The sequence below is a fragment of the Salinivibrio sp. PR6 genome, from assembly GCF_001995955.1.
Taxonomy (GTDB): domain Bacteria; phylum Pseudomonadota; class Gammaproteobacteria; order Enterobacterales; family Vibrionaceae; genus Salinivibrio; species Salinivibrio siamensis.
In genome coordinates this window covers 24,781-37,888 of sequence record NZ_MUFA01000026.1, presented here as the reverse complement: position 1 = coordinate 37,888, position 13,108 = coordinate 24,781, and the positions used below count along the sequence as shown (strand labels likewise).

The 13,108-nt window shown below is 50.4% G+C and carries 10 protein-coding genes and 1 pseudogene; 3 read left to right on the top strand and 8 right to left on the bottom strand.

The window, feature by feature from the left end; translation table 11 throughout:
• Positions 1 to 16 precede the first annotated feature (16 nt).
• Together BZG72_RS14990 and BZG72_RS14985 are read right to left on the bottom strand one after the other, a co-directional pair.
• Positions 17 to 1,174: an iron-containing alcohol dehydrogenase gene (locus BZG72_RS14990; RefSeq protein ID WP_077667166.1), complete on the bottom strand. Its 1,158-nt coding sequence runs from the start codon at positions 1,172 to 1,174 to the stop codon at positions 17 to 19.
• 190 nt (positions 1,175 to 1,364) lie between these two features.
• Complete coding sequence (locus tag BZG72_RS14985; RefSeq protein ID WP_108743082.1) at positions 1,365 to 1,970, bottom strand: TetR/AcrR family transcriptional regulator; 606 nt, start codon at positions 1,968 to 1,970, stop codon at positions 1,365 to 1,367.
• Positions 1,971 to 2,839: 869 nt separating this feature from the next.
• Here BZG72_RS14985 and BZG72_RS14980 point away from each other — a divergent pair.
• The 3 genes from BZG72_RS14980 (at position 2,840) to BZG72_RS14970 (ending at position 5,461) form a co-directional block, all read left to right on the top strand.
• Positions 2,840 to 3,139: a DUF6916 family protein gene (locus tag BZG72_RS14980; RefSeq protein WP_077578378.1), complete on the top strand. Its 300-nt coding sequence runs from the start codon at positions 2,840 to 2,842 to the stop codon at positions 3,137 to 3,139.
• Between the two features lie 161 nt (positions 3,140 to 3,300).
• Positions 3,301 to 3,732 carry a hypothetical protein gene (locus BZG72_RS14975; RefSeq protein ID WP_077578377.1) on the top strand — a complete coding sequence of 144 codons (432 nt, stop codon included), beginning with the start codon at positions 3,301 to 3,303 and terminating at the stop codon, positions 3,730 to 3,732.
• A 184-nt stretch (positions 3,733 to 3,916) separates the two neighbouring features.
• Positions 3,917 to 5,461, top strand: coding sequence for a BCCT family transporter (locus BZG72_RS14970; protein ID WP_046075753.1), 1,545 nt, complete (start codon positions 3,917 to 3,919; stop codon positions 5,459 to 5,461).
• Between the two features lie 77 nt (positions 5,462 to 5,538).
• Here the strand turns inward: BZG72_RS14970 and BZG72_RS14965 are convergent, their stop codons facing one another.
• The 6 genes and pseudogenes from BZG72_RS14965 to BZG72_RS16640 form a co-directional block, all read right to left on the bottom strand.
• The gene (locus BZG72_RS14965) at positions 5,539 to 6,942 is read right to left on the bottom strand and encodes an aspartate aminotransferase family protein (protein ID WP_077667164.1); all 1,404 of its coding nucleotides are present in this window, start codon (positions 6,940 to 6,942) and stop codon (positions 5,539 to 5,541) included.
• Positions 6,943 to 6,974: 32 nt separating this feature from the next.
• Positions 6,975 to 8,534 (bottom strand): NAD-dependent succinate-semialdehyde dehydrogenase, encoded by a 1,560-nt coding sequence (locus tag BZG72_RS14960; protein ID WP_046075755.1) that lies wholly within the window; start codon positions 8,532 to 8,534, stop codon positions 6,975 to 6,977.
• A 265-nt stretch (positions 8,535 to 8,799) separates the two neighbouring features.
• A complete protein-coding gene (locus BZG72_RS14955) occupies positions 8,800 to 9,288 on the bottom strand; it encodes an Lrp/AsnC family transcriptional regulator (RefSeq protein ID WP_046075756.1) in 489 nt (162 codons plus the stop codon).
• 10 nt (positions 9,289 to 9,298) lie between these two features.
• Positions 9,299 to 10,294: a N(2)-acetyl-L-2,4-diaminobutanoate deacetylase DoeB gene (gene doeB, locus BZG72_RS14950; RefSeq protein WP_077667163.1), complete on the bottom strand. Its 996-nt coding sequence runs from the start codon at positions 10,292 to 10,294 to the stop codon at positions 9,299 to 9,301.
• A 156-nt stretch (positions 10,295 to 10,450) separates the two neighbouring features.
• Positions 10,451 to 11,638 (bottom strand): ectoine hydrolase DoeA, encoded by a 1,188-nt coding sequence (gene doeA / locus BZG72_RS14945; protein ID WP_046075758.1) that lies wholly within the window; start codon positions 11,636 to 11,638, stop codon positions 10,451 to 10,453.
• 1,363 nt (positions 11,639 to 13,001) lie between these two features.
• A pseudogene (locus BZG72_RS16640) lies at positions 13,002 to 13,108 on the bottom strand (IS5/IS1182 family transposase); the annotation flags it as partial.

Sequence of the window (13,108 nt, the reverse complement as noted above, 5' to 3'; positions counted from 1 at the left end):
TGAAATAAACCGGCGATTACAGTGCGGCTTGCAGCACGCGGCGACACACGTCCGGGGTGACATCGCCATGTTCGCCGAGCTGGGTCATACCGTGTTGGGTTAGACTTTCAATCAACGGCTCAATCGCAGTTTCATCCAGATCGTAATCGCTCATGCGTGTTTTCACGTTCATGCGCTCGAAGAAATCGCGTGTTTTCTCAATCGCTTGCTGTGCTTTTTCGGCGTCGCTGCCTTGGTCAATATGCCAAACACGTTCAGCAAATTGTGCGAGCTTGGCCTGTTTTTGCTCAAACTTCTCATTGAGCATCGCAGGCAGCACAACAGCAAGGGTTTGTGCGTGGTCTAAGCCATGTTGGGCTGTGAGCTCGTGACCAAGCATATGGGTTGACCAGTCTTGCGGGACACCCACGCCAATCAAGCCGTTAAGCGCTAAGGTGGCTGTCCACATCAGACTCGCACGCACATTGTAATCTTCTGGTGTTTCCAGCGCTTGTGGGCCTAACTCAATCAAGGTTTGTAGCAGGCCTTCAGCAAAGCGGTCTTGTACTGGCGCATTGGCTGGATAGGTCAGGTATTGCTCAACCACGTGAACAAACGCATCCACCGCACCGTTGCCAACCTGGCGAATGGGTAGGGTGTAGGTTTTCACCGGATCCAATACCGAGAACTGCGGGAACACCAGTTCGCTCATAAACGGCAGTTTCGCTTGCATCGACTCACGGGTCACGACTGAGCCTTTGTTCATTTCAGAGCCGGTAGCAGGCAAGGTGAGCACGGTGCCGAATGGCAGCGCTGCTTCCACTTTTCCGCCCATGCTGGTGAGGATGTCCCATGCGTCGCCGTCATATTGGGCCGCTGCAGCAACAAATTTGGTGCCGTCGATCACTGAGCCACCGCCAACGGCGAGGAGGTAGTCATAGCCTTCAGCGCCGACTTTCTCAACCGCCTTCATCAGGGTCTCATAGCGTGGGTTTGGCTCAATGCCACCAAACAGGCCAAATTGACGTTGCCCCAGCGCTTGCTCTACTTCATCCAAGGTGCCGTTTTTGCGAGCACTTTGGCCGCCGAAAAGAATCAATACTTTTGAATCGGCTGGGATGAGCCGATCCAGCTCGGCAATCTTACCTTCGCCAAAAACGATACGTGTGGGATTGTAGAACTCAAAGTTGTTCATTGCTCATCCTTCCTTTTATTGTGCTTGATGGTATCAAGCGTTTATTTAAATTAGACCGGTCGTCTAGTTAATGCCGGTTAAAAACCCGCCTTGGCGGGTTTCAAGTTGGTGGTGGGGCGATAATCTATGACGCCGCCACGTATCAACGGTTATTTATTGCTTACTGCGTGCTGAGTAGAGCACAACAGGATTAATCGATCAGTCCGAGCTTTTCTTCGGTGATGGTCATCGCTTGTGCAAGATGACTGTCGTTACGATGCAGTTTGGTTAATAAGCTGGCGCCCAGCCACAACTGATACAAGGTCGTGGCAGTGGTAAGCGCGGTTTTTTCATCAAACACATCGCTATCTTGGGCGAGGGTGTTCGCCAAGCAGCTAATCAGCTGATCGGTGCCATCACGCAGTGCCAGCCGCATTGGCTCGGATAAATCAGCCACTTCTGCACTCAGCTTGACGACCAAACACGTTTGCACCGGATCCAAACTACAATATTGTGCTTGCCAGCGACTGAAGTAGCTGTGTACACGTGCAATGGGAGAGAGCGTGCTATCTGACAGTAAGCGGTTTACATCGGCAATGTAGCAAGCAAAATAGTGGTCTAACACGGCTTGGCCGAATTGTTCTTTCGACGCAAAGTAGTGGTAAAAAGACCCCTTGGGCACGCCGGCTTGTTTTAGTATCGCGCTAAGGCCGACGCCGCTAAAGCCAAATTGCGCCATCACGCTCACGCCCGTTTCCAACAAGTGTTGGTGGGTCGCGTTGTGAGTGCTGGTTTCTTGGGTGCTGCTCGATTTCATGTGGGGTAGCATAATGAAAATTAGACCGGTCGTCTAGTGGTGCGAGAATTTTTTATGTTGGCGTGGTTCGGTGGCATAAATCAGGCCGGTATGCTGTGCGAAATCCCAGTTTGTGTCAGATTTATTACTCTGTTCACAATTTGAACGGCACGCCGTGGCACAGTGGCAAAAGTGTGCTTTACTGAAAATGTCAGCTGAGCTGACACACAATTTGGTAGATGATTAGCGCGCAGTGACGCGCCACATAATGCGTTAAGTCCCCGTTAATGTCAGGCGCCCATGACGACACCTTGTTAGCCGCCAGCCAGGCAATTAACACAAGACCATGCGGTGAGGACGCTCAACGTAGTGAGCACACGGGGCAATGTAAGAAACATGTTCATTGACCAACAACCAACAAGGAATGCGTCTTGAAGCCGCTCTGTAGAGCGGCTTTCTCTTTTGTAGGCCTCTCGCCTGACCTATTGAATACGTATTTACCGCTTTGAGCTGGCTGTTTTCTCGCCTTATCGCTGCTTGACAGTGATCGAATTTGCTTTCCGAAACGAAATAATATAAGACTATGAATTGGCGCCGCATTCGGCGCTTGGCATCAATATCGTTCATTAATCTGATTGAGAGGTGTTCGATGAACAACAAAAGCAGACGTTTGTGGTATTACTACAAAACAAAGTCGAATAAGACCCGCCCAGTTAAAGCGGCTGGGTCAGCGTAATTAAGCGTTAGTCAGGCAACCGATGGGTTGCCTTTTGTCGTTCTAAGCGATTGAAAAAATCACTAAGCTATTGTGCATTGTCGAATTTTTCATCTAATCTTATCAGTAAAGCTTTAACAAGCGCATTGACCCAAAGAGGGGCGCGGGAGGGACGATGAATGTACTATCTTTCCAGCATGTCAATGAATTGATTAATGAAACGATCACGCTCATTGATGGAACGGATACGGAATACGCAATGACGCTGGCGCGTGTCGACACCCATCCTGGCCACGGTGATGAGGTGGGCGGGCACGCGGTAGAAAACTTCAGCCTGGTATTGAAAGGGCCGGAAGACACCCGCTTTCCGCAAGGCAATTACCTGCTTACCCATCCAGCGCTTGGCGAGCAGATCCTACATATGCTCCCCGTCGGGGACGCCACTTATACCATTAACATCAACACGCAAGCCTAATCTTTCTGTGGTCGCTCACTGTTGTCCATCGGAGCCTCGTAATAGTTAGCGACCAACACTGATTAAATAACCGCCAGTCAATGAGTTACTTTCGCCTTTTCATAGATTAGTCACGGAAATTGAGTAGAATAAGGCCGCTAAGCTAGCAGTAGGGAGGTCATATGTTTGCCTGGCTGAGTGGCTTATTTGAAAAGGAACAGCTGCAATCGTTTGTCTGGGTGAGAGACATTATGGCGAGCAACCCCAAAGGGAGCTACGCCAAGTATAAAAAGTATTACGATCGCCACGTTGATCGCATTCTGAAGGGTTATCACAAAGACTTTCTCCGCTTTGAGAAATTCGCCGCCCGTAATTACAAATACAGCGACCAATCGATTTTTATGGCGATAAAGGTTGCTAACTATGCCTATCAGCTTGGACAGCTGAAAGTGGCCGCTTGCATAACGGCGGCAGTGATTTCGGCGTGTAATCGTGCAAAAACAGGCGAGTCACAGGTTCACCCTAAACTGTATCGCGCCACCGTGGTGCTGCATAAAAAAGTGCTCGAAACGGGTAAGGCGAATAAGACAGAGAAACCGAAGACACCAGCGTGACGACACGGTGTTGGGTAAATTTTGCCCACTTAACAAAAATGTCATATTCCTATTCAGCCCCCGCCATGGCTGAATAGGTGATGCTTGTCACGTTTTTCCCTTCTTTGACTGTAACAATTTGTTCTGGTCATTCATTCGCCACACTGATAGAGTCCCCTCCCTCACACACCTTGTGAGCGAACTAATGCTTAAATCTACACAAAATAATGACCGTCTCGTAGCCGTGTTTACCATCGGCTTTGTTGCTGTCTTCCTTGCCTTTGCCTTGTTTGACCTGAAACACTTCTCTTCTGTTATCCAGTCTCTATTTTCTGAGTCTGCCAACCTTTTTGGTTACTGGTGGCAGTGGTTGATGGTGATCAATTTTGTACTGGCGCTTGCGATTGGCGGCAGTAAATTTGGTAAATTAAAACTTGGCGCCACGGATACTGTCTCAATGAGTCGTTTCCGTTGGGTTGCGATGATCATGTGCACCCTGCTTGCGGGCGGTGGTGTTTTCTGGTCAGCCGCGGAACCTATTTATCACTTCATGACGCCACCGCCGGCGTTGGGTGACATGGAAGCGGGTGTGATGGAAACCGTCGCCCCTGCCCTGAGCCAAAGCTTTTTCCACTGGGGCTTTTTAGCCTGGGCAGTATTAGGCACCTTGGCAACCATCGTACTGATGTATGCCCACCATCAAGCGGGTGTACGCCTGCGCCCTCGTGCGTTGCTGTATCCGCTACTCGGTGACAAGCTGGAAAACCACTGGTTAGGCTCTGTGATTGATGCCTGCTCTATCATTGCCGTGGCGGCCGGTACCATCGGTCCGATTGGCTTTTTGGCCACCCAGCTTGGCTACAGCCTAGAAAGCTTTGTGGGTATCGAAAACACCATGCCAATGCAGATGCTGATTCTGGCTGCCGTCGTGGCGATTTACTCGATCTCTGCATTTACGGGGATGGATAAAGGCCTACAATGGCTGAGCCGCATGAATGTGATTGGTGCAGCCGTATTGTTGGGCGTGGTGATTGTGCTGGGTCCAACTGGCTTTATTTTCGAACAGTTTGGCTCAGGCTTTAGCTACTACCTCAACAATATGCATACGCTAGCACTGAATACCGATAACGGTAGCTGGAATGCATGGTGGACCTGGTTCTTCTGGGGTTGGTTTATTGGCTTTGCGCCGATGATGGCGATCTTTATCGCTCGTATCTCGAAAGGCCGTTCGATTCGTGAGCTGATCGTCGCCGTGGCTATTTGTGCACCGATTGCCACTAACTTCTGGTTCTCAGTACTGGGTGGTACGGGTATCTTTTATGAGTTGCAATCGCCTGGCAGCATTTCTGGCCCAATGGCGGATGCGGGTTTGCCTGCTATCTTGATTGCGTCCTTGTCACAGCTGCCTTACAGCGTGGTTCTGATCCCAGCCTTTATGCTGCTGACCACCACCTTCGTGGCGACCACGGGTGACTCGATGGCTTACTCGATTGCGATGGCCGTGTCAGGTGACAATCAGCCAACGCGCCGTCATCGTCTGTTCTGGGCGATTGTGATGGGTGTGGTTGCCGGTGTACTTCTGCTTGCCGGTGATGGTGGCTTGAATGCGCTTCAGTCGTTTATCGTGATCACCGCCGTGCCTGTGTCTTTCTTGATTGCCTTTACCTTTATCACCGGTCCGATTGCGGTGATGCGGATGCAGCAAGAGAAAGAAGCGAACTTAGCATTGCAGCCGGCGACTGCCAGTTAGTAAGACCAGAGTTTGTTAATGAGAAAAGCGCCGAGTTGTCGGCGCTTTTTTTTGCTTACTGGATAGGAATCATCGCGCTATTTGGGTTGCCATTGTCCACTGGTGACGAGTTTATCCATCACCTTATCGACGGCGACTTGCGCTTTAGCGACGATTTCATCCACTTCGTTGGGGGTGACCACCAAGGGTGGGGCAAAACCAAGAATATCACCATGTGGCATCGCACGCGCAATCAGACCTTGCTCCATACAGGCTGCGGCCACTTGTGGGCCCACTTTAAGGCTGGGGTCAAAGTGGCTGCGGTTGGCACGATCAGGCGAAAACTCGAGAGCATGGAGCAAACCCACCCCGCGGCTATCGCCAATCAGTGGGTGATTGGCAAACGCGGCTTTCATCTTCATTTGCAAATATTCCCCCGTGGTCGCGGCGTTTTGGGTGAGGTTTTCGCGCTCGATGATATCGAGGTTACACAGTGCGGCTGCCGCGCCCAGTGGGTGGCCAGAGTAGGTGTAACCATGGCCAATCGCCCCCCACGCATCGGTGCCGTCTTCCAGCACATCCCATACCTTGTGACCGATCATCACCCCAGACAGTGGCTGATAGGCCGAGGTTAATCCTTTGGCAACGGTAATCAGATCAGGCTTCATGTCGTAGTAAATAGAGCCAAAATCACTCCCGATACGGCCAAAGCCACATACCACTTCGTCGGCGATCAACAAGACATCATACTTATCCAGTACTTTGCGAATTGCCGTCCAGTAACCTTCGGGAGGCGGTACGATGCCACCGGTGCCAAGCACGGGTTCGGCAATCATCGCCGCGACCGTGTCGGGCCCCTCTGCGAGGATCATTTTCTCCAGTTCATCAGCACAGTGTTGCGCGAATTCAGGTTCTGTCATGCCGCTGTCTTCTCGGCGATAATAGTAGGGAGCCATGGTATGTTTGATGCGCTCGATGGGCAGATCAAAGTGCGCATGGAACAGTGGTAACCCCGTTAGTGACCCTGATGCCACGCTGGAGCCGTGATAACCCCGATCCCGAGAGATGACTTTCTTTTTCTCAGGCTTGCCGCGCGCATTGTTGTAGTACCAAACAATTTTAAGCTGTGACTCATTGGCGTCACTGCCCGACATGCCGTAATAGACTTTGCTCATGCCCGGCGCCATGTTGATTAGGCGCTCCGATAAGGTCACGAGCGCTTCGTTGGTGTGGCCTACATAGGTGTGATAGTACGCGAGCTTTTTCGCTTGCTCATAAATGGCGTCGGCCATTTCTTCCCGACCATAGCCGATATTGACGCAGTAGAGCCCAGCGAAGCCATCAATCAGCTCAATCCCTTCGGAATCGGTGATGCGAATACCTTTGCCTGTCTCAATCACTCGGCCTGGCATCTCGCCGTGCGCATACTGCTTCAAGTGGGTTGAAGCATGGAAGACGGTGTTTCTGTCTTTTTCCAACAAGGCTTTTGTTTCTGGACGCATGATCAGTCTCCTTATCCGTCAGCAAACCTGAATTAGCTGCCGCTCACCGTGGGCAAGCCACCTAAACAGTAGTATTTGATTTCACTAAATTCGTCGATGCCATAGCGGCTTCCTTCACGGCCCAAGCCCGACTGTTTGACGCCACCAAATGGAATAGGGTGACCGGTCATTTTCACTGAGTTGACACTGACCATGCCGACCTCAAGGCCGCGCAGACAGCGCCAAATATCTCGAATATCATTGCCATAGACATACGCCGAGAGTCCGTACTCGGTATCGTTACCCATCGCAATTGCCTCATCCAGATTGTCATAGGCAATCACGCCCGCCACAGGACAAAAATTCTCTTCTTGATACACCAGCATATCGGGTGTCACCTTGGTGATAAGCGTAGGGGCAAAGAAGTTTTCGCCTAGGTTGGGGTTGAGTTTTCCGCCCATCACGGTCGCGCCTTTGGCAATGGCGTCATCGACAATGGCTTGGGCTTTATCCACGGCACGAGACGAAATCAATGGGCCGATATCTGTGCTGGGCAGCAAACCATTACCCACTTCAAGTTCATCCATTAACGCGGCGAAGGCATCGACAAAGGCTTGATGTTTGTCGCGCGGGACTAAAATTTTGTTGGCGGCCAAACAATCTTGTCCCGATGTTTGAAACTTGGCATCAATGGCCGCGCGCGCTGCTTGTTGAATATCCATATCAGGCAAGACAATAAAGGGCGCATTGCCGCCAAGCTCCATGGCACACTTTTTCACGGTTTGGGCGCTTTGCTCGAGCAATAAGCGGCCCACACGCGTTGAGCCGGTAAAGCTTAGCGCTTTGACTTTGTCACTTTGACAAAGCTGGGTCGAGACCATGGGTGCGTCACCCATAATCACGTTAAACACCCCTGCAGGGATCCCAGCACGTTCCGCGAGCTCGGCCAACGCTAGTGCAGAAAAGGGCGTTTCTTCTGCGGGCTTGACGATCACGCTACAGCCAATCGCGAGCGCTGCTGCTGCCTTGCGGGTGATCATCGCGTTAGGGAAATTCCATGGAGTGATCAAGGCGGCCACCCCAATGGGCTCACGTAGTGTCGCCAGATGGGCGTTGGGAATGTGGCTAGGCATGGTGTCGCCATACACGCGTTTCGCTTCTTCGGCAAACCATTGAATGAACGAGGCCCCGTACGCCACTTCCCCCTCGGCGTCGCGCAACGTTTTGCCTTGCTCGAGCACCATTAGATGCGCGAGATCGTGTTGGTTTTCCATGATTAAGTCGTGCCATTTCATCAATAGCTTGGCGCGCGTTTCGGCGGACTCGGCACGCCACAGGTGGAAAGCGGTCTCGGCGTCATCAATGGTTTGATTGATTTGCGCAGCATTGAGTGATGCGGTGTAGCCGAGCACTTCGCCCGTTGCCGGGTTGAGCACGGGTGTATCTGAATCGCCATTGACCCATTTACCATTGGCATAGGCAAGTTGGCGAAATAGACGCTGATCGTCCAGGTACGCGAGAACGTCTGAACTGGCTTTGCCGGCTACATCATGACGCAATGCATTGGCTGCGCTGCCAGTGTAGTTAAGATCGCGTGATTGGAATACGGTCATACTCCCTCCTGATTCAAAATCGCCACGCTGCCTATCAGCGTTTGCCTACTGTTACTGTATGCAATGAGCAAAAAAGAGGTTTTTTGTTAAGAAGGGTGATTAACGAAATTTTTTCTGAAACCGCGCAATGACAGAAGAAAATTTTCTGGTCATGAGAGAAACGGGCATTGACCGTGATCATGTAGCAGGTGATCAGATATTGCCAAGAGGTTAACGACTCATGCGGGAGTGTCATTGAGCACTCGCAAACAAGGGCAAGCAATGATTAGCCATTGGCAGCAACATCTGGTGTTTCAAGTGGTAAGGTGAGGGCCGGTCGCTTCACCTGTTTGGTGACGATATAGGTGTAGTACTGTTTGATGCCAAGGTCATCGGTCAACCAGCTGTCAATCAGACGCTGATAATAGTCGATATCAGTGACACCAAGACGAACGATATAGTCTATCCCACCGCCCGTCGCCCAACACTCTTTGACATCGTCGCAGTGCTGCATGGCACGTTCGAAACGTTGAAAGCTGTCAACATCATGCTGGCCAAGGGTGATCTCGACCAGCACAGTGTTAAGTTTTACCACCGCATCTGGATTGATACGTGCGCCATAGCCCTCGATGATACCTGCTTGCTCGAGCCGTTTTACCCGCTCCCAGCAGGGGCTTACAGACAGGTTGATCGCCTGTGCGAGGTTAGATTTGGTAATACGGCCATCTTGCTGCAAGATCTGCAAGATTTTGATATCAAATTTATCCAGCTTCATGGCCCCTCCGCTAAACAGGTTCGGCAATCACCGCAAAGGTATCGCCGATATAAATCCGTCCGAGGTGACGTTTGGCCAGTAAAATACCGTCGCGCTCGGCGTAGTAGGGGATGGGTTCGGTCCCTGTACGCTCAATATTATGCACTTTGCCAATTAAATCACCCTGTTTGATGGTATCGCCTAAGTGGACAGAGAACTCAATAATCCCAGTGTGCTCGCTTTGTACATAACAATGTTTATCTGGTAACTCGAGTTTGACAGGGGCGATGGGTGGGTGACGGTAGTCGTCTTGTAAGATCCCTGAAAATACCAAGAAGTTATGAATACCACGTTGGGTAATCGCGATGGAGTCTGGTGTGCTGGTGCCGCCGCCGCCAAGCTCTGTGGTGACAAAAATCTTACCTTGTTGCTCTACCGCCGTGTCGTACATGCTGGTGGCATCCATTTCAGTGGTTTGCACTTGATAGGGGGCACCAAACAGGCGAGCCCCTTCGGCACAGGCGTCGGCTTGCTGAAGATTCTCTAAGCGGTGGGACGCCGCATAGGGAATAAGATCTAAGGTTTTACCGCCTGAGTGAATGTCTAAAGCGGTATCGCACTGTGGGATTAAATATCGGGTGAAGTAATCGGCAATTTGTTCGGTGACACTGCCGGTTGGTGAACCAGGAAAAGCGCGGTTCATGTTGCCTTGATCCCAAGGGGAAGTGCGTGTACCTGCGGTCACCGCGGGCGCGTTCATCATTGGTAAGATGATCACACGGCCTTTGATATCGTTTGGCATCAGTTGATGACAGCTATTGAGTAACGCTGTGATGCCCTCGTATTCATCCCCATGGTTGCCGCCCGTCAGCAGGGCCGTTTTCCCCTCGCCGTTTTTAACCACAGTGATCGGAATGGTGACACAGCCCCATGCGGATTGGTCGTGTGAGTGAGGCAGTTTAAGAAAGCCATGCTGTACACCATCGGCATGAAAATCGACGGTGGCTTCAATTGCGGTGGGTTCCATAACCTCTCCTTGTGATCTGTTGTGACGCTCAATCCGGCGGAAACGGGTAAAGTTTAATTTTTAAATCATCACGTTATGAGTGTAGCTAAAAATAGTAACGAGGCTGAACAGAAAAGGGCACAAGCATGGTGCCCGTATCTGACGCGATGTACCAAGCTAATGTTTGACAAACAACTGGCGCGGTAGGTCGCACAAGGTTTGTGCACCATCGCGGGTGATCACAATGCTTTCTGTGGTTTCCATGCCCCAGTCTTTCATCCAAAGCCCTGGCATGAAATGAAACGTCATCCCCTCACGCAATAGGGTTTGATCACTGGGTCGCAAGCTCATGGTGCGCTCGCCCCAGTCGGGTGGGTAGCTTAGCCCTATCGGATAGCCACAGCGCGCGCCTTCCCGATCAAACCCATAGCGCAACAAGGCATCGTTGAGGGCGTTGGCAATGTCTCCGCACGTATTGCCGGGCTTGGCGACCGCGAGACCGGCTTCTAGTCCGGCCTGTAGCGCCTCGTCAGCACGGAGGAACTCATAACCCGGCTCTCCTAAGAAAATGGTACGAGAGAGTGGGCAGTGATAGCGACGATGCACCCCAGCGATTTCGAAGAAGGTCCCTTCTCCTCGTTTAAATGGGCGATCGTCCCACGTTAAGTGAGGCGCAGCAGCATCACCGCCTGAGGGCAACATCGGCACGATAGCGGCATAATCCCCAAAGTGGCCATCGTGGCCAACCACCGCGTGTTTATTAATCTCTGCAACCAGTAAATGCTTGGGTAAGCCGGGCTCGATCATCTCAAAGGCGACACGGTGCATATTCTCCACGATACGCGCGGCTGTATGCATGTAGGTGAGCTCTTGATCAGACTTGACCGCGCGGCACCAATTAACTAGTCCGGTAGTATCGACGAGGGTCGCCATTGGCAGATGTTCTTTGAGCGATTCAAACGCCGTGGCGCTGAAATAGTAGTTGTCTTTCTCGACGCCGATGCGACCACGATCCCAATAGCGTTCTGCCAGCACATAGTTTGCCAAGTATTCCATGGGGTGCAGTGGCGGATTCATCACGTAATGGTCAGGGTAGTAGGTGATGCACTCAGCACTCATATAGACAGTACGCAGCGCGCCATTCGCGTCTTGGACACGTCCGAACCACAAAGGGTCACCCGTTGCGCCAATCACTACGCACTGAGGCACATAGAAAGACCAGCCATCGTAACCGGTTAGCCACGCCATGTTAGATGGATCGTGCACTAACAAGGTGTCGATCTCTTGTTCTTCCATGGCATAGCGAACCTTGGCTAAACGGGCGCTGTATTCTTCGTAAGAGAACTTCAATACAACGTCGCTCATACGCGTGACTCCTGTTCAATACCACGACTGTGGTGCTTATAAACGTACTACTGACCGGTAATCAAACTTGGATCAAGTATGATTACCGGTACAGAAAGGTGCCGTTTTTCGGTCTTGTTATCGAACAAACGGAGGAAGCGCGAGTGTTGCGCGGTCCTGTCTAGGCGACTCTACTGTCTGGTGCGGCTGTTGCTCAGTGAGCCCATTCGGCCTGCTCACCGGATAAGATTTTGTTTCGCCTCTAATTAAGTGTTAAACCATGGAGTGAAAACCCGTCAAGTTTTATTAGCAACAAATTTGTCACTAAACTGCCAATCTGTGCAGACAGGCAAGTGTTGGCGTGAAGCGGGAAAGCGTGGGAAGGGGATACGAAATACGATAAGACAGATCATGAATAGCCTGTGTAACACGTTATCCCGCATCCGATGTGCCTTTCTTGTGGTTCGGGTGACAAAATACACAGAGGTAAAGAGCAACTGCTAAGGCAAAAAATTGTATGTACCCAGGGAGCTGGAGAGTGTCTACTATCGTATCGTTGAAAAAGAGTATGTCTCCGGCATCGTAACCGCCTTTTACCTTACCACTGTAAAAAAATATCGACATGTACTGGCCTGCGCTAAGGAGCATCAGTGCATACTTGGAAAAGAAAACGATTTTTTCCGACGGCGATGCATTAAACTTCTTTAAGAAATAAACAAAAACAATGGAAGTTAGCACGAAAATATATTTTTCAATCACTTAAATGCCTGTCTATATCGAGTGCGAGTGAGTGCGACTTTTTTCGAAAAGAAACGATCATGATTAAAGTATTTATTTACTGTCTTTTGGGAGTTAATAGCGGCGTTGTTGATCAAGTTATTTACCTAAAGCACTGATTCTATTAGGATTACTTCCATTAATCAACTCGGTAACTAACAGGCATACCGAGTCTTATGACTTTAGCGAGTAGTTGCAAGCTAAAACGGTTGCTTCGTCAGTGTGTGACATCTGTGCTTTTCGTCCAATCGAATCATCGGTATTGCAACCTTGAGAGATACAGCCTTGTGTTTCTCCAATCATCTTTATGTATGCGGTATGGGCCACGTTTTACTCCTAGCTTGGCTATTTATCGGCCGAATATATCAACTTTGATTGGCCAGAAATAAAGGCAAAGGGTTTTCTGGAATCAACCTCCCATTTGAGTCCAAATGTAAAGGTATTGTAAGATCAATATTTTAAGTTAGATCATGTCGAACTGCCTGATCTTGGTGGGTATTTCGGCGACAATATTCACTTAACAAATGAAGAAGAGATGAAACCTGTGAAAGGGCGTTGTTGATCAAATCAGTCACCTAATGCACTGATCCCAATGGGATTACTCCCATTAATCAACTTGGTAGCTAACAGGGATACTGAGTCTTATGACTTTGTTCATCACTTCACGTTGGCCAATGCTTCGCCAAATTGTGCATTGTAATTACGCAGAGTAAG

Excerpts from the sequence above, each read along its gene's own strand:
- BZG72_RS14990 (WP_077667166.1), bottom strand. The coding sequence starts at position 1,174 with ATGAACAACTTTGAGTTCTACAATCCCACACGTATCGTTTTTGGCGAA.
- BZG72_RS14985 (WP_108743082.1), bottom strand. The coding sequence starts at position 1,970 with ATGAAATCGAGCAGCACCCAAGAAACCAGCACTCACAACGCGACCCAC.
- BZG72_RS14980 (WP_077578378.1), top strand. The coding sequence starts at position 2,840 with ATGAATGTACTATCTTTCCAGCATGTCAATGAATTGATTAATGAAACG.
- BZG72_RS14975 (WP_077578377.1), top strand. The coding sequence starts at position 3,301 with ATGTTTGCCTGGCTGAGTGGCTTATTTGAAAAGGAACAGCTGCAATCG.
- BZG72_RS14970 (WP_046075753.1), top strand. The coding sequence starts at position 3,917 with ATGCTTAAATCTACACAAAATAATGACCGTCTCGTAGCCGTGTTTACC.
- BZG72_RS14965 (WP_077667164.1), bottom strand. The coding sequence starts at position 6,942 with ATGCGTCCAGAAACAAAAGCCTTGTTGGAAAAAGACAGAAACACCGTC.
- BZG72_RS14960 (WP_046075755.1), bottom strand. The coding sequence starts at position 8,534 with ATGACCGTATTCCAATCACGCGATCTTAACTACACTGGCAGCGCAGCC.
- BZG72_RS14955 (WP_046075756.1), bottom strand. The coding sequence starts at position 9,288 with ATGAAGCTGGATAAATTTGATATCAAAATCTTGCAGATCTTGCAGCAA.
- doeB (WP_077667163.1), bottom strand. The coding sequence starts at position 10,294 with ATGGAACCCACCGCAATTGAAGCCACCGTCGATTTTCATGCCGATGGT.
- doeA (WP_046075758.1), bottom strand. The coding sequence starts at position 11,638 with ATGAGCGACGTTGTATTGAAGTTCTCTTACGAAGAATACAGCGCCCGT.